Origin of the sequence: Arthrobacter sp. CDRTa11 (assembly GCF_026427775.1) — a bacterium.
In the GTDB taxonomy this organism is placed as follows: domain Bacteria; phylum Actinomycetota; class Actinomycetes; order Actinomycetales; family Micrococcaceae; genus Arthrobacter.
Map to the genome: position 1 here is coordinate 4015136 of NZ_CP044532.1, position 21335 is coordinate 4036470.

Consider the following 21335-nt stretch of genomic DNA (forward strand, 5'->3'; position numbering starts at 1 on the left):
GTAGATGCCCAAAGTGTAAGGGCTGCTAAAACCGAAAGACCCGCCTTCCTCACAGGGAAAGGCGGGTCTTTCTCGCGTTGGCTAGAGGATCTTCTGCTCAGCGAGCAGTTCCCGGAGTGCCGAGGTGATCTTGGATCCGTACTCGACGGTCATGTGGCTGGTGTCCAGCTTCATAGGGGTTTCGGAGACGAAAGCCGGGCAGGACTGATCAAGGCAGAACAGCGATCTGGTGTCCACGACGGCAGCGCCGATGCGCTTCGCCATTGCTGATTCCGCGTCGAAGTTGTCGTACCAGAGGCTGGTTACTCCGGAGATACAGTCGGCTGGCTTGGACACCTTGGTGTAGCACTTTGCGATGTCTTTGTCCGCCGGAGGCGGCGTTATGAAAACCACCCGGGTTCCGCTCAAATTCATCTCCTGAACGGCGGCTTCTATGGAAGCCGCCCACTCGGCAGCTGGAAGCGGCTTGTCGGCGCCTGCGGGTTTGTTGGTGGTGTAGGTGTTGATGATGAAGACCACGTCAGGCTTAGACTCCTGGACCATACGAATCCCCTCGTCATTTTTCCCCTCACAGGCTGCAGCCAGGGAAGCTGTGTTCGTCGGGATGAATACAGCTGAGAAGGGGCAACCGTAGGCGCCGTGCACATTGACTGACCATCCCTGTCCCAGCGAATCGATCAGGGGCGCAGCGTACGTCATCGCCATTGAGTTTCCGAGGATGATGGCGGATTTCTGCGCGGTGGGGTTCACAACGCATTGTGCAGGGTCGTACTCATCTGGCATTCCGCAGGCGCTGATATCCTCCCGTGCTTGCCGGCTACCGATGGCGTCGTCCAGGGAGGGTGCCAGCGCAGGCCACTCTGGCGCCTGGAGGGCCTGTGTGATCTCTTTCTGCAGTGCGGTCACGACCGCCCCGTACTGCACTGGGGCAGCAGTGGCGGCAGCAGATGGCGCCGTGGCCGCGGGTAGAGCAACAGCCGTTTGCGGGGCTGCATCGAACCTACTGAAAGCCGCGACCACGACCACGGCGGTCATGGCAGCGAGTGCGAACAAAGCAGTTTGCTTGAAGCGGTCGGAAACTTCGATCTCACGGCGGGACCGCCCCATCTTGTCCTTGCCCTTCAACCAGTCCGACTTACGAATTGGATCCTCGAAAAGGTTGTAGGCAACGACGGCTAGGAAAAACGTGGCGGCGACTGCGCCGATCTGGTATTGCCATCCTGCTTCGGGGAACACGTCCGCACCGATGATGACGACGGGGAAGTGCCAGAGGTAGAGCGAATAGGAGATGTCGCCAAGGTAGCCACTGATCCTGTTGGTCAGGACGGCCGGGAGCCTGATCGAAGTCGATGCACCGGTGCCAGCGGCGATGACCAACGCTGAAGCCAGCACGGGCAGGAGTGCTGCCGGTGCCGGAAACGGGGAACCGCTGTTGATGACGGCGACGGATACGAGGATGCCAGTAAGGCCCAGCCAGCTGAGGATGGGGCGGAGCTTCGCCGGTAGTTGGCCGAGAACCGGGGCCGCAACCGCCAAACCCGCGCCGACGCCGAGCTCCCAAGCCCGGGAGAATGTCGAGAAATAGGCCATCGAAGGGGCGGATGCAGTTTCGGCGAGAGCCCACGCGAAGGACGCCAGGCTAATGAGCGCTATGGCTGCACCGACGGCCGCCCGTCCTGCAGTTCCATTGCTGGACCGCTTACCCACCACGAAGAAGATGAGCAGCATCAGCCACGGCCAGACGAAGTAAAACTGCTCTTCCACTGCGAGCGACCAGAAGTGCTGGATCGGCGACACAGCGTCGGATGCAAAGTAGTCCGTCCCGACCACGGCGAACCGCCAATTGCCCGCGAAGAGGAAGGCCCAGACGACATCCCAGAGAACGGACTGGAACCGGGTGGTGCTGTAGATGAGGTATGAACCCGCGAGGGTGACGGCCAGTACCAGAACGGAGGCCGGGAGGATGCGCTTGACGCGGCGGCGGTAAAAGTCGACGAAGGATATTCGGCCGGTCCTCTCGTGCTCGCGCAGCAAGAGTCCGGTAATGAGGAAGCCGGAGATCACGAAGAAGACATCAACGCCGACGAAGCCGCCTGACGGCCAGTGGAAGAGGTGGTCGGCAATGACCGCCAGGACAGCCAGAGCACGAAGCCCTTGAATATCAGGGCGGATGCCTTGGTTGATGGGCTTAGCCGTGCCCCGTTTTTGCCCACGCTTGAGCGTCAGTAATTGCGTCATGAGACTTCCCCCAGAGATGAGACCTGAAGATATTCTACGGCTCAGGCACGGTTAGGAAAGACCGGTTAAGTTCCCTAACGAGAGGAATCAAAATTACATCTCAGCCAAGACGGATCCCGGGTTCTCAATAGCGTCGGCAACAAACCGAAGGAACCCCGCCGCCGTTCCACCGTCACAAACTCGGTGATCGAACGTGAGCGTCAGCTCGCTGACCTTGCGGACGGCCAAGGACCCGTCCACCACCCATGGCTTGTCTACAATCCTGCCAACGCCAAGGATGGCCACTTCCGGATAATTGATGATCGCTGCCGATCCGTCCACCCCGAAGACGCCGTAGTTATTAAGGGTGAACGTTCCGCTGCCGAGTTCTGCCGGTGAGGCTTTACCCTCACGGGCCACAGCCGTGAGCCGGCGGATCTCTGCGTCAAGCTCCCGGGCGTTAAGCTTCTCAGCGGACCGGATGGACGGCACCACCAACCCGCGTTCCGTTTGAGCCGCGAAGCCGAGGTTAATTCCCCCGAAGGCAACGATCTCCTGGGAACCGTCAGACGCTGTTTCGATCCGAGTGTTCAGCTCCGGATACTTCTTCAGGCCCGCGGTGACAAATCGAGCAATAAAGGCAAGCAGGCCTGGGGCGTGGGCGCCGTCCTTCTTCAGCCCGGCACGGAGCTCCACCAGAACAGTCGCATCAACGTCCACCCACACCGTGGCTTCCGGGATTTCCGCGCGGCTGCGGGCCATGTTCGCAGCTACGGCTTTACGCACACCCTTAACCGGTGTGCGGGAAGCGATGCCCAGGCCCGTCCGGGAATCGGTTGAGCCTTGTGCAGCTGGAGTTGCAGGCTGACTGTCCTGTTCCGTCACACTCGGGGAGATCGCGGCCTCAACGTCCCGACGCATAATCAGGCCGCTTTCGCCGGATCCGTGGACCTCGCCGAGGTCAACGCCATGCTCACGGGCCATTCGGCGCACCAGCGGTGAAATGACAGCACCCAACTTGCCCGGGACCCGGGTACGCATCAGCAGAAGATCGTCGGCAGATTTATCAGCATCGGAAACGGAGCTGCCCGGCGGAGCCGCCACGGAGGTGCCGGCGCCCGGCGATCCGCTGTCATGCTTCCGGGCCCTGGTCCGCCGCACAGACTCGCTGCCGCCCGGAGTCCCGTAACCGATCAGCACGTTCCCGGAACCGGCCTTCTCTTCTTCCCTGTAGATGTCCGCTGCCACTTCGACAGGCTCAAGCATAGGAGCACCGGCGAGAGCCACCGAGATCAGCGGCTTGCCCACGTCCAGCGTCTGGCCCGGCTCGCCGTGCAGCTCGGTCACTGTCCCTGCGTAAGGCGACGGCACCTCCACCATCGACTTCGCCGTCTCCACCTCGGCGATCGGCTGATCCACTCGGATCTGATCACCCACGGAAACCAGCCAGTTGACCAGTTCTGCTTCTGTCAGCCCTTCGCCGAGGTCCGGAAGGAGGAACACTTTTATCTCAGTCATGGTCAGTCTTCCCACTGGAGGTCATCTACGGCGTCAAGGATGCGGTCCACGCCGGGGAGGTAGTAGTGCTCAAGCTTCGGCGCCGGGTACGGGACGTCGAATCCCGTCACGCGGCGGATAGGCGCTGCAAGGTAGTGGAAGCATCGTTCCTGCACCCTCGCCACGATCTCGGAGGAGACGGACGCAAAGCCATGCGCTTCCGCGATCACTACTGCCCGGCCTGTCTTGCGGACAGAGGCACTTACAGTGTCATCGTCGAAGGGGACGATTGAACGTACGTCGATGACTTCCAGCGACCGCCCTTCCTCAGCGGCCGCCGCGGCCGCCGCCAGCGCTGTTGGCACCGACGGTCCGTAGGCAATCAATGTTGCGTCGGTGCCAGGACGGGCGACGGCGGCACGGCCCTCCGAGGACCTTCCCGCCTGAGTATTGGCCGAATGCTGCTCCCGCAGCGCCTCCAGGTCCACCATGTCCTTGGACCAGTAGAGCTTCTTCGGCTCCATAAACATGATGGGGTCATCGGAGTCGATGGCCTCGCGCAGCATGCGATAGGCGTCGGCCACGCTGGCAGGAGTGAACACCTTCAGGCCGGCGGTGTGCGCGTAGTACGACTCGGAGGAATCGCAATGGTGCTCCACTCCCCCGATCCCGCCTGCGTAGGGGACACGTATGACCATGGGCAGCTTGACGGCCCCCTTGGTTCGGTTGTGCATCTTCGCCACATGGCTGACGATCTGCTCAAACGCCGGATACGCAAAGGCATCAAACTGCATTTCAATCACCGGGCGCATGCCGTTGATCGCCATGCCCACTGCCATGCCGACTATCCCGGACTCGGCTAGCGGAGTGTCAAAGCAGCGCTGTTCGCCGAAGGTCTTGGTGAGCCCGTCAGTGATGCGGAAGACTCCTCCCAGCATGCCCACATCTTCACCGAAGACCAGGACGGACGGATCGGCATGCATTGCGTCTGCCAAAGCCGTGTTGAGGGCTTTGGCCATGGTGACGGACTGCGGACCGGCCGCTTCGGCGGTGGCTGCTGCAGCGGACGCGGCAGCCCTGGCAGTTGCCGCGCTGACGTTGCCGTTCGCCTCGGATGAGGTGGTGATGGTGGGGCTCACTTTGTGTCCTCCTCGAAGGTTGCTTCGCGGGCGAGTTCGTCGGCGAGCATGGCGGACTGCTCTTTCAGCTGTGGCGTGGGGACTTCGAAGACATAACGGAAGAGTTCCTGTGGGTCCACGGGAACTTCTTCACTGAGGCCGTCCCGCAGCTGAGTGGCCACAGCCTCCGCCTTGGCTGAGATCCGGGTTTCAGCGGCAGCGTCCAGCAGCCCCTTGTCCGTAAGGTATGTCTTCATCCTGCTCACCGGGTCCTTGGCCTGCCACTCAACCACCTCGCTGTCTTGGCGGTAGCGCGTGGCATCGTCGGCATTGGTGTGGGCCTGCATGCGGTAGGTGTTGGCTTCAACCAGCAATGGGCCAGAGCCCTCCCTGGCCAGCTTGACGGCGCGGTCCAGGACGGCAAGGAGTGCCACCACGTCGTTCCCGTCCACGCGTTCTCCGGCCATCCCGTAGCCCACTGCCTTGTGGGCGAGCGACGGCGCCACAGACTGATGTGCCAGCGGCACCGAGATGGCGTACTTGTTGTTCTGTACGAAGAAGATCACCGGGAGATGGAATACGGCGGCGAAATTCAGCGCCTCGTGGAAGTCGCCTTCGCTGGTGGCGCCGTCGCCGCACATCGCCAGGACCACGATGTCCTCGCCGCGGAGTTTTGCAGCGTGGGCCACGCCGACGGCGTGCAGAAGCTGGGTGGTCAGAGGAGTGCATTGGGGACCAACCTTGTGCTTCAGCGGGTCGAAGCCACTGTGCCAGTCCCCGCGGAAAAGGGTCATGGCTTGAACCGGATCAACCCCGCGCGCCATCACGGCGACAGAGTCACGGTAGGTGGGGAACATCCAGTCTCCCTCTGAGAGGCAGAGAGCAGCTGCCACCTGGCAGGCTTCCTGTCCGTGGCTGGAGGGATAGACCGCCATGCGGCCCTGCCGAACGAGAGCCGAGTTCTGGTCGTTGACACGGCGTCCGATCACGAGGTGTTCGTAGGCGGACATCAGCTCCTCATCACCGGGCACCGGATACTCGTGGCCGGGTTCTGTGCCCTGTTCATCCTCAGCTTTGAGCCGGCCATCCTGGTCCACCATCTGGATCTGATGCCGGGCCGGCAGCATGTAATCTTCAGCGGTAATCCCAAATTTGCGTACGGCTTCGGCAACCGGGTCCGCGCTCAGGGGCTCCTGCCCCTGGTCGTGCGCCGTGTGGTCTGCGGAGATCGTCATCGGTCCGTCCTTCTGTAGCCACTATTCACTCCCAGTATCGACCCGCAGCAAGTTTCGTATCCAGTCCCTAGCAAAAACGTGGAGAAGTACGATCGATGCACCTATTCTTGGAGACGAATCGTCAATGTGACCTGTATTACGGCTAGGAGTTGTGGACAAATTGGCAAGACTGGAGGCTGAGGGTGACCCCACACCGCTGGATGATGTGGACCGGAAGATCATCGCCGAGCTCACCCGTGACGGGCGGATGTCCGTCACCCAGGTGGCCGAGAATGTCCACATCTCGCGGGCCCACGCTTACACACGGATTGCGAGGCTGACAGGTGAGGGCGTTCTCACCAAGTTCACCGCCTTGGTTGATCCCATCAAGGCGGGATTGAAGTCGTCTGCCTACGTGACGCTGAAGGTCAGCCAACATTCGTGGCGGGAACTGCGCGAACAGCTTCGTGCGATCCCCGAGGTGCACCACATCGCACTGGTGGGCGGAGACTTCGACGTCATTCTGCTGGTGCGAGCCATCGACAACATTGACCTTCGGCGCGTTATCTTTGACCAGCTTCAGTCAATGCCGGGAGTGCTGGATACGCAGACGTTTCTGGTGTTTGAGGACGTTGATACGAGATGATGTGGACCTGAACTTCGCCATGCCCTTCTCCTATTAGGCGCCGTGTCTAGCGTCACGTTCCCAAGAATAGGCCTTCGGATTCAACACTAGTTTGTCGGCTAAGGACGGCTCCTCAGACGACTCGGCTCTACGATATCAATAGAACTCTCCAACAAGGCTTTGAGTCCTTCAGCGAGAAGTACGTCAACCTCCGGAGGAAAGTTGCGTCAGGCAACTCGAAAGGTCAGCGCGACTCTATACAAGGCTCGCCCGTCCGCACACTTCCAAATCTTCTTCGCTTTCATGCGTTCCCCTGCCGAGCAGTAAGTACTCGACATAAAAATCTCACAAAAACCTGCGTACACGATGCTTGGTTAGCAGGTGCTCCGTTTCAGGAATCGGGTAGTTACTACTGGCGCGGTCGACAAGGGATCCTCATACCATTTGTGACATGTTCAATCCTATTTGCAGCTTGGGCCGGCGACGCCAAAGCCCTACGAGAAATGTGCTTCTTCCGCTTGCCACCTCCCATACAGTCAAAGGTGGTAATTGCAGCAACCTTCTCGCGGCTTCTAAAGGCAATAGGCCATGAGTAAAATAGAATATTCACAAAATAGGAAAACCCCGGAAGTTCGTGATGGGATCAAACGACGGGGACTGTTACGGCTTGGCACGCTGGCTACCGCCATTTCGGGTGTTTCTGCACTAAGTGTCGGAGCGAACACGGCAAAAGCCGCGGGCCATCCAGTTCCGATGGCGCCACCGCAGCCTGAGAAAGATCTATCTTCCACCTACGTTGATTATGCCCGGATGAACAATCCGGCTATCGAACCTATCAGTTTTGATCAGTTTCCTGTTGCAGCATCAGGCCTAGAACAGTTCAATACAGCTACGATTGCCCAAGATGTAATTACAAGTGCCCCAAATGGTGATATCTACGCCGTGTACTGGGATTCGGCGCGGGAGCCTCGAATTGCCGTAAAAAATGTCGATCTGGGCACCTGGACGACTTCCTCACTAGCTGTAGCTGCAGATAATGCACTTGCTTATCCAGTTGTCATTGATTCTCACAATAATATTGTGATCGCCGTAGACGGCGACGGATATATTCATATCTCCGGCAATCATCATGGGCAAGCGTTACGGTATATCAGGTCAATAAATCCATTCGATATAACGGCCTGGGAACGAGGGGACATGGTAGGCGCCGATGAAGATAAAGTCACATATCCTCAATTTATTCGTAAACCTAATGGCGATCTCCTATTTTTTTACCGTAACGGAGTCAGTGGAAATGGCGATACGTATGTCAATACTTACTCCCGTGCTAGTCGCAGTTGGAGCAGGACTGTCCAACTATTCAAAGGCACCGCTCCTGTATCACCGGACCAGTGTGCGTACATTAATCGAGTTGCACAGCACTCGGACGGAGTCCTTCATGTTTTTTTCATGTGGCGTGAATCCACAGAACTTACGAACACAGATTTGTCTTACATTAGATCGGCGGACGGGGGGAAAACATGGACAACAGTGACTGGTACACCCCTAGCACTTCCAATCGTGCCAACAAACACTTTGCCTCGTATCCTGGCCGGTAATCCCGGCGGTCTTATCAACCAATCGGGCGCCACTGTGGATTCGAATGGAATTCCTCATACCTTCTTCTGGATGAACGGTGGCGCATCCAAACGACTGAATCACTTTTATTGGTCCGGAACAAAATGGGAGCAGGTTACGGTAGCGGAATCCGGTGCGGGCATATCACGTGCCACTGGTTATTCCACCTCGGACGGCAAAACATACGCCGTGTTTAAACGACTGGGCCAGCCGACCGCTTTGCGTGTCTACCCCACGGTCGGGAACGAGGTGTGCCTCTACGGCTTCCGTCAAGCATCCTGGGAGCCAACCTATGATTCCTATGCCCCTCCGAATACCATGCGACTGATGCTTACTCCGGCAGATGCGGCTAACAAGGCGTACGCATCCACATATGCCGGGATCTTGACTGTGGACATGGCCAAGGTTGATGCATTGCCCGCCTCACGAGTTGTTATAGCTCCGCGATCCGTGTCGGTGCCAGAGGATAATAAACCTGGGCCCGGCCTCCCCGCGATCTCCGGGCGGTACTACAGGCCAAATGGTGCGACCACTATCACAGACCGAGCATTGCCGGATGGTGAATTTCGAGGGGCTTATTATACTTTTGCAGACGCGTGTGCAATCAACACACTCGCTGTCGACGTTTTGGGGCGCGCTGGCGGCGCTGGCCTATCGAAGTTTATTATCAGCACGCCGGACGGAAAAGTTCTCTACGTCTCCACGCCGATCAGCACCGCAACCGTGGGAGTGAAGAATGTCTCAATACAGTTTCGTGTCGGCAAGGGGCAGACGATTATCATACTTGCGGGAACACAGGGAAGCACCTCGCCGGGATTCCGCTGGCTGGAAGGGACGATGGACAACCGAGTGGCGGCAGGATCCACAACTACAGCGCTACAAACTTCATTCGCAGGAGTTTCAACCAAAATTCCGGCCGGTCCAACACCGCCGACCTTAGCCATGAATGGAACATCATTTGTGCCGCTCATTGCCGTTGGCATTTTCTAGTTTACGGCCTGCCGGCGTTCCGCCGTTCTTGCATGACACAAACGGGTATTTAAAAAGCATCCCCTGAACTAAGCAATATCTGCCGTATGTTAGTCCATTCGCGCTTGCGGTCCAGAATCATTGATCCAATACTGAGTTTTAGATCTCCTGTGTTGAAAAAAATACCATGGCTGAAAAGTAGCAGACAGCGATGCTGAGCCTTTCTGGGACTCAAGACGGCGGGATTGCAATCGGAATCGTGCGGTTCAAGTGACGTTCCCTAAGACATACCAGCGCGATAAATTCGCCCATAGGGCCGCGGATAAAAAATGGCTCGCAACTTGCCATGTCCACGCCGTTCTATAACTGACGATGACCATAGGTCTAGGGAGCCTAGGACCATCACGCTTCAGGGCGTGGCACCTGCACGACCAGCCTCTGCTGCAAACGGCAAACGGCCTTCAGTAGAGACGATGCAACCAGAGGACTGAAGAGCAGACTCAGCTACGCAATCAGCCTTGAGCCGGTGACAAGTAACCAGGTTCCCGCCGCACCCCCTCGTTACATCCAGGGCGATCGATACAATTGGGGTGCGGAGCACGGGTCCCGCTAGACTTAGGCGACTTTACAATAGCAAGCGCTCTGCCCTAGGACGGCAGAGCGCAAGGGGGGCACCACTTTGGATCTCAATGACTACTTGAGGGTTTTGCGTCGCCATTGGATAACGGTTGTTGCTCTAGCCCTCGTCGGGCTTTTGGTTGGCGGTGTCTACTCGTTGCTAAACAAGCCGACTTACACCGCCGAAACTCAACTCTTCGTGGCCATTCAAGGCTCAGGAAGTGTTACGGAGCTTCAACAGGGCAATACATTCAGTCAAGCTCGTGTGCAGTCGTACGTGAGGACAGTCGGTACACCCGCAGTGTTGCAACCCGCGATTGATAGTCTCGCGTTGGCAGTGACTGCAGAGCAGCTTTCCAAGCAAGTTAAAGCCACCGCTGACCTCAACACTGTTCTGGTTAACATAACAGTCTCAGATACCTCGCCCGTTCAAGCGGCTGCTATCGCACAGGCGGTCGCCAACAGCCTCGTGCAAACCGTGGATAATCTGGAAAAGCCCAAGGTCGGCGGAACATCCCCAGTTCGGTTGTCCATTGTCACGCCGGCAGTTGCACCCCTTGAGCCCTCGGCTCCAAACATAAAACTCAACCTTATTTTGGGCCTCACTTCGGGGATTGTTTTAGGTGCAGGAACGGCCATTGTCCGGGGCACCTTGGATCACCGCATCCGAGGCGAGCAGGATTTGCGGAGAGCTACAGACCTTCCCCTACTCGGGGGGATCGCATTCGACTCCGATGCAAGCAAGAAGCCGCTTCTTACCCAAACGCCCGGCCAGAGTCCACGTGCAGAATCGTTCCGCCAGTTGCGAACTAATCTCCAGTTCGCCAATGTTGCGAGTAAAGCAAAGTCTGTTCTCGTTACATCCTCGCTTCCCGGTGAAGGGAAGAGCACTACGGCGACCAATATGGCAATCGCTCTGGCGCAAGCCGGCAACGTGGTCTGCCTCGTCGACGCTGACCTCCGCCGTCCAATGGTCGGTGAATATCTCAGATTGGAACGAAATGCTGGACTAACCACGGCACTCGTGGGCTCAGCGGATCTTGAGGATCTGTTGCAGCCTTGGGGGGAGGACAATTTGTTCGTCCTAACATCCGGTCAGATTCCCCCGAATCCCAGCGAACTGCTCGGATCCAACGAGATGAAGCACTTAGTCACTAGGCTGGAAGACTCCTTTGACATTGTCGTGATAGATGCCCCGCCACTACTCCCAGTCACTGACGCGGCAGTTCTTTCTCAGCATGTAGGGGGTGTTGTTGTAGTAGTTGGGTCGCAAAAGACTAAGCAAAACGAACTTGTTAAGGCCCTTAGCGCCTTGGATCTTGTTAAGGCACACGTGATGGGGATCATTCTGAACCGACTGCCCGTAAAGGGACAGGATGCTTATGCGTACTCATACCACGCCTACAGCTCCCAGGATCCCGTGAGCGACACATCACAACAGTTTTCGGAATTCGGAGAGCGCAGGCCCAATCAAGGATCTCGAGTGGCAGAAACATCATCTGTAAGCCAGTTCCTTGACGCTCTGCCAGAATCCTCCGGCCCTAAAACATTTCCTCAAGACACCGAACGGTTTCCCATGGGAGAACGCTCGAAACGTTAAGAGTCAGAGCAGGCACCAGTGGGTTCCCCCTCAATATGGATACTATAAAGCGCCCGCTTCAACACACTAGCGCGAGGTCAAGCTTGTCCAGAAGTAATGCTGGAACCCTTTATATCGGCGTGGCAAGCGATTATGGGGCAAAAAATGAGCTGAGCATCCTGGCTGGCTGCAACCAACTCCGAGGAACCTAAGATGATGCTTCTACTAACCGTCTTTGTCGTTGCCGTTGTTGTGTTTGTTGTTGTCGCCTTGCATAGAGGCATATGGCCCGCCATGGCAATTGCGATACTGGCAACAATGATCATTGCCCCGAGACGTCTGACAAACAACAGCGTTGTCGAAAACACCGGACTCGCCGGGTCCGCACCTGATCTATATTCTTATTCAGCTGTTATATTTGTGGCCGCAATAGTTCTCGTCCTAAATAAAAATGTTCCAATAAACCGAATATTCCTACCGTTTATATTTTTGCTCATTATTGGTTCGGGATTTATTTGGGAATCGACCAGCTTGGTCCAAGCCGGGTTGCTACAGCTCATGCTAGGAGTTCTGGCTTGGGGTGTTGGTTCACACCTTGGAAATCAATCAACCATCGATATATCTTTTGCCAAGTTCTTTTCCGGATTGATAACGGGAATTATTGTTCTTGAGACGGTCATAGCGTTAGCCCAATTTCTGGGCCTATCAATCAACAGCATGGACCCTTCAACCGCCGCTCTCATGGGCAGCCGAGTTAACGGGTCAATGAATCATCCGAATAACCTCGGAAAAGTACTACTGTTTCTGATAATTATCCTCATACCGTTTCTTAGGTCTAAAGATAAACAGGTGCGCCAAAGGTCGTTGGCCGGCATCCTACTTGCATTTCTCCCAATGGCTCTGACAGGCGGGCGAGCCACTTTTATTGCCGCCTTAGTTGTTGTTGTCCTCACGGGGATCCTCTCCCGGGGGATGAAGGGACGGCTCGCCATGCCGCTTGGAGTACTCGTTCTAATCTTGCCTTTCATTGATTCCATCTGGCAGAGGTTTGAGGAGGATCCGGAAGGCGGATCTAGGGCTTACTTGCTTGACATCGCGATACGGCAGATTACAGCGCATCCCTGGGAAGGGATAGGGCCAAACTCCTACGTATCTTTGGTGGGCCTTACGGATGCTCTAACTGCTACAGGCCTGCCGGTCCACAACACTTTCCTGTTAACTGCAGCGGAGCTGGGGATTCCCGTAGCGGCCGCGCTCTTTCTCCCATTGATCTACGTCCTGGCAATTGCCTGGAAGTCTCGCTCCCTGAAGGGACATCCCGGAGCAAGCGCCGCCGCATACTTGGCTGCCTCACCTGCCTGGATTCTTGTGGCAGCCACAGGGTGGGGCATGTTATCAACCTCAATCTTCCCTCTTTGGTTCTTCACCTTGGGTTATATCTCCAGTCCATTCATGATTCGGTCTAATCGGTCCCTGGATATCGATGAGTCAGAATTGAAGGATGATCTTAAGATATCGTAAATCTTCCCCAAGCAACTTTTCACGAAGTACGTTTACAATGGAATTGAGTTGAATGAATTGAAGGTAAGCGTAGTAATACCCACGATGTTCCGAAGTGAACTTGTAGAGGCTATCGCGAGTGTGCACAAGCAAACAATCAGCAGGACAGAAGTCGAAATCATTGTCGTCGCGGACCGCGCCAGTTCGGATCTTGACCCAGCGTTGGCAGCTCAATTGCCGGCTGTCGATCATCTTCTTTTTACTGGTGGAGGGGCCGGTGCGCCGACCGCACGTAACCTAGGTGTTAGACAAAGCGTCGGCGAGTGGGTCGCATTCTTGGATGACGATGATTTCTGGGCCCCCACCAAGTTGGAGGAGCAGCTCAAAATTGCAGAGAGTATTGATGCCAGAAATGGCGTGATCATATCGTCTCGAGTACGCCAGTCAAAGGGTGTGGCCGACACACAGTCGGCTCCCGTTCCGGCACGATGTTTTCAGGCTGGGGAAGTGGTCGAACGCTACCTATTTGAAGCCCGTAGCCCCTCGCTTGGACGTTCGTCGCTGTTCACTTCAACTCTGTTGGTAGACCGTCAGCTCGCCCTGAGCAATCCGTGGAACGAGAGTCTGAAACGGCATCAGGACTGGGATTGGCTGATTCGTGCTCAAAAGTCTGGGGCCACTCTTCACCAGCTGAATTCAGTATTGTCGACACAACGTGTTGGAAGTCATGGATCAATTTCAGCTTCGACTGATTGGCTTTCATCTCTTAACTGGGCCCGGAGCTGGAAGGGCACATGGAACCCACAGACTTACGTGGACTTCGTCAGTGGCCAGCCGTTGCGATACGCTTTGCAGGGCCGGTCGCTGGCCGGTGTTCGGCAGTGTCTCGCGGAGATTTTGGCTGAACGTCGCGTTCCTTCAGTCGGACCGATGTTAATCGGAGCCGCAGGATTAATGTCACGCACGCAGTTAGAACGCTTGCTGGTCAACACACGGCCGAGGCGGAATCACTAGAATGAGTATGCCCAACGGCCGCCGGTCAGGTTCAAAAGGATCTGCTACTCCTGGGAACAGCATCTTAACGGGACAGCGGAAGAGAAAAGTCATCCAGTTTCCCGTTCACAATGTCGACTATCCTCGAAATCGTCGAGTACGCGAATACCTTCAGAACCGAGGATGGGAATGCACACCTATAGTTCGCGGTAAGAAGAGGCAGGCCACCCCTAGCGAAAAGCTAAAGGCCGTAGTCTCTCTTTTCAAAGCGGCCAAGACAGCTGACGCTGTCTTTTTGAGTGAAATGTCGCTCAAATATGCCCCTTTGACCTGGGCATTGAGCCGTATCTATGGCGCAATTCACATAGTCGATGGATTCATCGGACTCTACGAGACAGATGTCGAGGATAAGAACATCATTCGTGCTGGTTCCCTCAAGGCCAAGATCTTGAAACTGCAAGACCGACTCGCCGTCGAGCTGGCAGACATATATGTAGTTGACACCGAAGTTCGCGCAGACCGTGTACGGACTGAGTTCGGTCAAAGGCATATAGTTTACTCGTTGCCGGTAGGATCGCCCTCATGGGCTCAACCATCGGAATACAAAGTCCAAGACGGAACCCCTCAGGTCCTATACTACGGCAATTATATTCCTCTTCACGGTCTCAATGATTACGTAGCAGCAATTTCCCAGATACCCCCTTCCCAGAGACCGTTGACGAAAATGATCGGTTCAGGTGATTGCTATGACGGAATTCTCGCCATGGTTAACCAACGCGGTCTATCTGATTTTTTCAGCTTTCATGAAGCAGTCCCCGAGTATCAACTGGCCGCAGAAATTGCTAACGCCAAGGTAGTCCTAGGAATATTTGGGTCGTCTTCAAAGGCTGCGTCAGTGATAGCAAATAAGGTTTGGCAAGGCCTGGCCTGTTCGCGAAGAGTCATTACTCGACAAAGCCGGGCATTAGACGAAATTTCCGAACTAGCGGGAGACTTGCTGATCCAAGTCCCAGCAGCGGATCCTACCAGCCTGGGAACTGCCATTCTCATAGCCGTTGAAGCTGATTCATCACCAGCCGCGACAGGAATTTCCCAAGAATTGGAGGCCTACGTCCTTGGCAAGTTTGACCACTTCTTGCTCTTGGTGAATCAAGAAATCGATGCACGCACTAAAAGCAGGGTCCATCCCGGAGCACCAATCACATGAGTAAGACTGACGGGGTATCCAACACTCCTGAAACAGGAAAATCTGGTGAGACTGCTCATGTGATACCGCTTTCACACCGCGCCGCCCGTGGTGCAGGGACCATGGCTCTATCCCAAGTCATTAGAATCGGACTCCAACTTTTCGGGATAATCATCCTGGCCCGTCTCCTTATGCCTTCCGATTACGGATTGATCGCCATGGCAACAGCGATTGTGGGCGTTGCCGAGGTTCTAAGGGACTTTGGATTGGCCCCGGCCGCTATTCAAGCAAAGTCATTGAGCGCCGCCGAGCGCTCCAACCTAGTGTGGGCGAACTCGGGCCTAGGCCTCCTCCTTGGTGGGCTCGTGACCGGTGCAGCGTGGCCCATTGGCGCGCTCTATGGCGACTCACGGCTAGTTCCCGTTGTACTCGCACTAGCGCCGATATTTTTCATCAATGGAATTTCGTCGCAATTTCGTGCTGATTTAAGCCGCGGAATGCACTTCAGTTCTCTGGCCAAAATAGAAATAGTGGCTCAAGTGCTGGCAATTACTGTAGGCGTGGGTACAGCGCTGATGGGCCTCGGATACTGGGCGATTGTTTGTCAGCAAGTCGTGCAAGCACTTTCGGTTCTGATCATGGTCATTTACTCGGCTCCTTGGCGACTTCGGAAATATGACCGCACGGTAAGCCTTAGACCTTTCCTCAAGTACGGCAGTAGCCTCCTCGGCACCCAACTCCTGGTTTACGCAACGTCTAATCTCGACTCTGTCCTCATCGGTGCTCGGTTTGGCTCAGCGCAATTGGGGCTCTACAATCGCGCTTTTCAGATGCTGGTACTTCCGCTTAACCAGATAAGTTCACCGGCTACGAGAGTGGCTCTACCAGTACTCTCCCGGATTCAGTCCGACGAATCCGAATTCCATCGGTTCGTCCTTCGAGGGCAGCTTTGCCTGACTTGGCTAGTCCTGCCTGCGTTTGGTTTCGTTGCAGTAAATTCGCACTCTGTTGTTGTCCTGCTTCTAGGTGAACATTGGGCTGCCGCTTCAACTATCTTTAGCCTGCTTGCGGTCGGAGGAATGTTTCAAACCCTTTCGTATACAACTTATTGGATTTTTTTGGCCAAGGGTCTTACCGCCTCAAATCTTAGATTTGCTCTAATTACTCGAACAATAATGCTAGCGGCACTTGTCTGGGGTGCACTATTCAGCGTGCACGCCGTTGCCGCAGCATATTCCCTTTCTTTGCTTCTCATATGGCTTTTTGGTCTCATATGGATTGCTCGAGCCGGTGAATTCAAAAGTGTAAAGGCATTCACTCAAGGGCTAGGAACGTTGGTTCTGGTGGCAGTGAGTAGTGCCGCAGCATATTTTACATCCCACTATTTTGGCGACCTCATCTCTCCGTATCGACTCCTTGTTTCCGGAGGAGCTTTCATAACTGCATTTTGTGTGTTGTGCATGGCGGTCCCATTCTGGCGCCGGCAAGCATTCGATATAATCAAGATTTTGCGGCTCATACGGCGCCGTAGTACAAGCAAAAAGTCACCCAGGACTTGAAACTACTTCACCAAGAGGAACGCCCATGGTAAAGCCCATTGAACTATTTTGGTGGTCTCCACGTAGAGACTCAAAACTTGCATCACGCGAACTCAAGAATGCGTCAAGTACGTGGATCCGAATGAGATTACATGGCGGTGATGCTCTAACCAATTTCGGGGATGAACTTTCGCCTCTCGTACTCCGATATGTGTCCGGAAGATCAGTCCGCTGGGCACCCCCTCACCGCGCCGAAGTCGTCTCGGTTGGGTCGATTCTTGAATACGTAAATAGGCGAACCACGAATCAACCTTGGATATGGGGAACCGGACTCCGGGCAGAAGCAGACCCCGCCGCCCTTCCCAGGATCGCAGGAGATTCGGACCGCGTGTTGGCCGTGAGAGGACCATTAAGCCGCCAGTCCCTACGTCTGGCTCCCGATCTCGCAATTGGCGATCCGGGTGTATTTGCCCCGGAGATTTCCAGGTTCAAAGGTTTACGGCGGAGCGGAACACTCTTCATTCCGCATTTCCGAACATGGTCAACAAGGTCCGGACGTAGTCTTCTCAAGGAGGCTGAGTCCCTCGGTTACACAATAGGAAATCCGTCACTTCATCCCATTGAAATGATGTCGCTTATTGCGCGGGCAGATTTTGTTCTGTCGTCAAGTCTCCATGGAGTCATCGTTGCCCACTCGCTGGGAGTTCCGGTGCAACTAGTTACCATCCCTGCCAGTGGGCGCAATGAGCCCGCCTTCAAATATAACGACTACTTCCAGTCGATTGGTGTCAACTTCAACTCAGTCGATCTGGCGTCAGCCCTCATCGCGTCGAAACGAAAGCCCTTGCTAAGTCTTCGCGCGGACGAGGCTCCGATCGCCAAGGCAAATGCGGCGAAGTTGGCCGAAAATTTGACACACGCTATTGAGCGAATTAGGTAAATGCACGCATGAAAATTGTAAGCTTCTCACGGGTCGTTCCTTTCGAAGGAATTCCTCATGCCGGTGGCGCGTATTATCACCACCACTTAAACCACCTTCTGACTAGACACGATGTGGTAATAGTTGCACCGAATACACCGAGGAACCGTTCTGCAGTTGAACGCTTTCAGTCTAATGCAGAGGTGATCCTGGTGGGCAACGAGAATCCCCGCATTGCAGTCAAATGGATGCTGAGGATTCAAGCCGAATTGCGCCCAGCCTCCGCGCCCTTTGAAGTTTATCGGTTCATACGTGAAAATGAGCGTCTTCGCAAGATTCTACGCACCGCTGATGTTGTTGAATTTCAGTGGAGTGAATATTCTTCACTTATTGGCGAAGTTAATAACGTAAATCCGAAGGCCAAAAAAATTGTAGTCATGCACGATGTTCTGCAGCAGAAGTATCAACGCAGACTTGCAACTGATCGAGCATTTAAAAAGCGTATTCGTGCTTTGTTGGCTTACGTATCTGCCGTGTTATTGGAACCGAGGCGCTTGAGGCAGTGTGATTCCATCATCGTGTTCAGCAAGAAAGACAAAGATCTCCTTGAACCGGCAAGGACACGGGCGTCGATCGTTATCGTACCTCCGCCGCTCAGCATAGCGCATGCGGATGGTCTAGCATCCCGGGATCCGTTTAGCGTGCTGTTCACCGGCGCTATGGACAGGCCGGAGAATGATCAAGGCATCCGTTGGTTCATCGAGAAGTGCTGGCCATCAGTCCGCCAGATTCATCCTTCTGCGACGCTCACCATCGCCGGTGCATATCCTACGGAAAAACTACTTGAGTTAGCATCTCAGGACCCCTCAATCTCGGTGACAGGATATGTGGCGGAGCTTGAGCCGTACTACATAAAATCGAGCTTGTTTGTAGTTCCACTCTTTCAAGGAGCTGGTGTCAAATTTAAGACTATTTCGGCGATGCTGCACGGCCTCCCAGTCATTTCGACAACCGTGGGCGCAGAAGGAGTTGGTCCGCCAGGTTTATTTGGGGCTATATCTGATGAGGCAGGTGAATTTGCCCTTGCCGTTAACCGGGTACTGGGAGATTCGTTTTTGTGGATGGAGATATCCGAGAAGTCCAGCGAATGGGCATCGCGGACCTACGGATTGGGGCGCTTCCATGAGTGCTTGGATCATGCGTTCGATTTTCCGGCTGAAATTTCTTAGGAGCGTCAAATATAGTGGAATCTATTACAGCATCGACCGTCACCGTCGGAATCATCACCTACAAGCGTCCGGCATTGCTAGCAGAGCTCTTGAATTCCCTTGAATCGCAGCAGCGCATGGCGGGCTTCAAGATACTGGTGGTCGACAACGATCCCAATGGAAGTGGCTCGGAAGTCGTCGAAGCTTCGGGTTGCAGTGTGGCGTACATCTCGGAACCCACCCCTGGCATCGTCGCGGCCAGAAATGCCGTGCTAGAGTCACTTTCCTCCGATTGTCAGTGGGTTATCTTTGTTGACGACGATGAAACCGTCGATGCAGGCTGGTTTGAAAACCTTGTTGGTGCGGCGAACCAATTTGCGTGCGATGTCGTGCTTGGGCCAGTCATCTCAGTGTTTGAACCTGACTGCCCCGTCTGGATCACTAAAGGCGGATTCATTCAGCGGCCCTCGAGGTCGACCGGGAGCACCCTTAGGACTGCGGCGACGAACAACGTTCTAATCAAACTTGACGCCCTGCGGAAGCTCCCGGAACCACGCTTTTCAGAAGATTTCTCCCTAACGGGTGGTTCAGATGCTGAGCTCTTCTGGAGGCTGAATCAGTCTGGAGCAAGGTTAGTATGGTGCGACGAGGCGACCGTCCGTGAGAGCGTTCCAAATTCGCGCGCCAATCTCAAGTGGATCTTTCGGAGGACCATCCGCCTAGGCAACGTCTCAGGGCGCCTACTTCAACGATCCCGACCACGTTTAGTTGTGCTTCTCCTTGGAGCTGGTCGTATCGTTGTCGGCTTTATTCGCATGATCGCGAGTATGCTCACTGGTCGAGGTTTTCGTGACGCGGACTTTTCTCATTTCGCCAAGGGAATTGGGATGGTCGGCGCCTGCCTAGGTACCATCGTTGTTGAATACAAGAGAGCATCTTGACAAGCATGAGTCACACGGGGAGATCCCGTGCAGCATTCAGTGAATAATACTGGGGGATAGACGTGGGTAACACCGCTGAGGCTGCTGGGAATATTAGGAAACCGACCGCGTGGCAGTCCCGGTATGTGCGGAGGCTCTATATAGTCGACGGCCTGGCCGTGACATGGGCCATTGCCGGTGCCTACGCGATCCGTTTCGGCCTCGACGAAGCTAGGTGGAAGGAAAGCGAGCAAGTTGGCTACTTCGCTTTCTCGCTCGCCCTGGCTGCCGTTTGGTGGCTAATGCTAGGAATCTGGGGAAGCCGCGACCCCAAGGTACTAGGGAGCGGTCCGGATGAATATAAGCGGTCGTTTGCTGCCGCTGCGTGGCTATTCGGCTTCGTCGCTGTCATTTCCTACGCTCTGCAAATTGAGACGGCCCGCGGCTTCGTGGGGCTTGCATTCCCGGCCGGCGTACTCGCAGTGCTGTCTGGGCGATGGATACTTCGCCAGCACCTAAGTATTGAACGGCGTGAAGGACGGAGCATTGCTAGGGTCCTAATAATTAGCGGCCCGGAAGCTGCGATTCATCTTGTTCGGTCCTTCCGAAGTCAGCCAGAAGCCGGTTATCTGCCTATCGCTGCACATTTGCCGGGGTCAAAGCCTACTGTGGCCTTCAGTCCTGAGATTAACCTGCCCATTACGGGCGTAACAACTGATGTTGAATCCATCCTGTGTGCCATACGAGACGTGGACGCCGACGCCGTGGCGATTTCCGCTGGTGTACAAATGTCTCCTACTGAAATCCGCCGGCTCGGGTGGGCTCTGACGGCTATTGATGTGGGGATGATCCTCGCTCCAGCACTTACGGACGTTGCCGGCCCTCGAATACACACTCAGCCTATGGCCGGGCTGCCCCTCATTCATGTCTCCACCCCGAAACTTACTGGGGGCAAGAAAGTAGCCAAACGCACCTTTGACATCGTTACTGCAGGGCTCTTGGTGCTCGCACTGTCCCCAGTGTTTGCTGCCCTCGCCGTTCTGGTGAAAATGACCAGTCCTGGCCCTATTTTTTATTTTCAGGAAAGGATTGGTCTTCGCGGCAAAACCTTCCGCATGGTGAAATTTCGCTCTATGAAGGTCAATGCGGACGCAGAACTTCAGGCCTTGCTTGTCCGTCAGGGCACAACGGGAAAGCCGCTGTTCAAAGTTGAGAATGACCCCCGCATCACAAAGATCGGAAGAGTTTTGCGGAAACTGTCACTGGACGAGCTTCCGCAGCTCTTCAACGTGCTTCAAGGCTCCATGAGCTTGGTCGGACCGCGACCGCAGCGAGAGGGAGAAGTGGCTCTTTACGATGACGCTGCCCATCGGCGACTGTACGTTAGTCCCGGCATGAGTGGGCTTTGGCAAGTAAGTGGACGCTCCAACCTCAGTTGGGAAGAGAGCATTCGCTTGGACCTCTACTATGTCGAGAACTGGTCACTTATGGGGGACGTTGTGATCCTGTTCAAGACATTCAAGGCTGTTTTCGCTAGCACTGGTGCGGTCTAGCCAAATTTTGAGTTGCGGGTCGGCGGCAAAAGGTCGCCATCAGACGGTATGGGGAAGGCTATAA

General features: G+C 55.3%; 15 protein-coding genes. 11 read left to right on the plus strand and 4 right to left on the minus strand.

The features are described 5' to 3' along the window. Window positions 1-81 precede the first annotated feature (81 nt). The 4 genes from F8G81_RS18255 to pdhA form a co-directional block, all read right to left on the minus strand. The gene (locus F8G81_RS18255; RefSeq protein ID WP_267276064.1) at window positions 82-2238 is read right to left on the minus strand and encodes an acyltransferase family protein; all 2157 of its coding nucleotides are present in this window, start codon (window positions 2236-2238) and stop codon (window positions 82-84) included. 93 nt (window positions 2239-2331) lie between these two features. Further along, a complete protein-coding gene (locus F8G81_RS18260; protein ID WP_267276065.1) occupies window positions 2332-3735 on the minus strand; it encodes a dihydrolipoamide acetyltransferase family protein in 1404 nt (467 codons plus the stop codon). A gap of 2 nt (window positions 3736-3737) precedes the next feature. Next, entirely contained in the window at window positions 3738-4853 is a 1116-nt protein-coding gene (locus F8G81_RS18265) for an alpha-ketoacid dehydrogenase subunit beta (protein WP_267276066.1), read from the minus strand. After that, window positions 4850-6067, minus strand: coding sequence for a pyruvate dehydrogenase (acetyl-transferring) E1 component subunit alpha (gene pdhA / locus F8G81_RS18270; protein WP_267276067.1), 1218 nt, complete (start codon window positions 6065-6067; stop codon window positions 4850-4852). Before pdhA ends, F8G81_RS18265 begins: the two co-directional genes overlap by 4 nt. Window positions 6068-6227: 160 nt before the next feature. Here pdhA and F8G81_RS18275 point away from each other — a divergent pair, with 160 nt between their 5' ends. From F8G81_RS18275 to F8G81_RS18320, 11 genes are all read left to right on the plus strand, one after another. Further along, on the plus strand, window positions 6228-6692 hold the full coding sequence (locus F8G81_RS18275; protein ID WP_267279278.1) for an Lrp/AsnC family transcriptional regulator: 465 nt from the start codon (window positions 6228-6230) through the stop codon (window positions 6690-6692). 567 nt (window positions 6693-7259) lie between these two features. Then, window positions 7260-9278, plus strand: a complete 2019-nt coding sequence (locus F8G81_RS18280) for a BNR repeat-containing protein (protein WP_267276068.1) — start codon at window positions 7260-7262, stop codon at window positions 9276-9278. A gap of 658 nt (window positions 9279-9936) precedes the next feature. After that, a complete protein-coding gene (locus F8G81_RS18285; protein WP_267276069.1) occupies window positions 9937-11475 on the plus strand; it encodes a polysaccharide biosynthesis tyrosine autokinase in 1539 nt (512 codons plus the stop codon). A 192-nt stretch (window positions 11476-11667) separates the two neighbouring features. Beyond that, on the plus strand, window positions 11668-12975 hold the full coding sequence (locus F8G81_RS18290) for an O-antigen ligase family protein (protein ID WP_267276070.1): 1308 nt from the start codon (window positions 11668-11670) through the stop codon (window positions 12973-12975). A 48-nt stretch (window positions 12976-13023) separates the two neighbouring features. Beyond that, a complete protein-coding gene (locus F8G81_RS18295; protein ID WP_267276071.1) occupies window positions 13024-13968 on the plus strand; it encodes a glycosyltransferase family 2 protein in 945 nt (314 codons plus the stop codon). Window positions 13969-14242: 274 nt separating this feature from the next. Further along, entirely contained in the window at window positions 14243-15154 is a 912-nt protein-coding gene (locus tag F8G81_RS18300) for a glycosyltransferase (RefSeq protein WP_267276072.1), read from the plus strand. Next, on the plus strand, window positions 15151-16692 hold the full coding sequence (locus F8G81_RS18305) for a lipopolysaccharide biosynthesis protein (protein ID WP_267276073.1): 1542 nt from the start codon (window positions 15151-15153) through the stop codon (window positions 16690-16692). Before F8G81_RS18300 ends, F8G81_RS18305 begins: the two co-directional genes overlap by 4 nt. 121 nt (window positions 16693-16813) lie before the next feature. Next, a complete protein-coding gene (locus F8G81_RS23610) occupies window positions 16814-17611 on the plus strand; it encodes a polysaccharide pyruvyl transferase family protein (RefSeq protein WP_416377149.1) in 798 nt (265 codons plus the stop codon). 8 nt (window positions 17612-17619) lie between these two features. Next, on the plus strand, window positions 17620-18819 hold the full coding sequence (locus F8G81_RS18310; RefSeq protein ID WP_267276074.1) for a glycosyltransferase: 1200 nt from the start codon (window positions 17620-17622) through the stop codon (window positions 18817-18819). Window positions 18820-18833: 14 nt separating this feature from the next. After that, entirely contained in the window at window positions 18834-19739 is a 906-nt protein-coding gene (locus tag F8G81_RS18315) for a glycosyltransferase family 2 protein (RefSeq protein ID WP_267276075.1), read from the plus strand. 152 nt (window positions 19740-19891) lie between these two features. Next, complete coding sequence (locus F8G81_RS18320) at window positions 19892-21271, plus strand: sugar transferase (protein ID WP_267279279.1); 1380 nt, start codon at window positions 19892-19894, stop codon at window positions 21269-21271. Window positions 21272-21335 lie beyond the last annotated feature (64 nt).

Excerpts from the sequence above, each read along its gene's own strand:
- F8G81_RS18255 (WP_267276064.1), bottom strand. The coding sequence starts at position 2,238 with ATGACGCAATTACTGACGCTCAAGCGTGGGCAAAAACGGGGCACGGCT.
- F8G81_RS18260 (WP_267276065.1), bottom strand. The coding sequence starts at position 3,735 with ATGACTGAGATAAAAGTGTTCCTCCTTCCGGACCTCGGCGAAGGGCTG.
- pdhA (WP_267276067.1), bottom strand. The coding sequence starts at position 6,067 with ATGACGATCTCCGCAGACCACACGGCGCACGACCAGGGGCAGGAGCCC.
- F8G81_RS18280 (WP_267276068.1), top strand. The coding sequence starts at position 7,260 with ATGAGTAAAATAGAATATTCACAAAATAGGAAAACCCCGGAAGTTCGT.
- F8G81_RS18290 (WP_267276070.1), top strand. The coding sequence starts at position 11,668 with ATGATGCTTCTACTAACCGTCTTTGTCGTTGCCGTTGTTGTGTTTGTT.
- F8G81_RS18305 (WP_267276073.1), top strand. The coding sequence starts at position 15,151 with ATGAGTAAGACTGACGGGGTATCCAACACTCCTGAAACAGGAAAATCT.
- F8G81_RS23610 (WP_416377149.1), top strand. The coding sequence starts at position 16,814 with ATGAGATTACATGGCGGTGATGCTCTAACCAATTTCGGGGATGAACTT.
- F8G81_RS18310 (WP_267276074.1), top strand. The coding sequence starts at position 17,620 with ATGAAAATTGTAAGCTTCTCACGGGTCGTTCCTTTCGAAGGAATTCCT.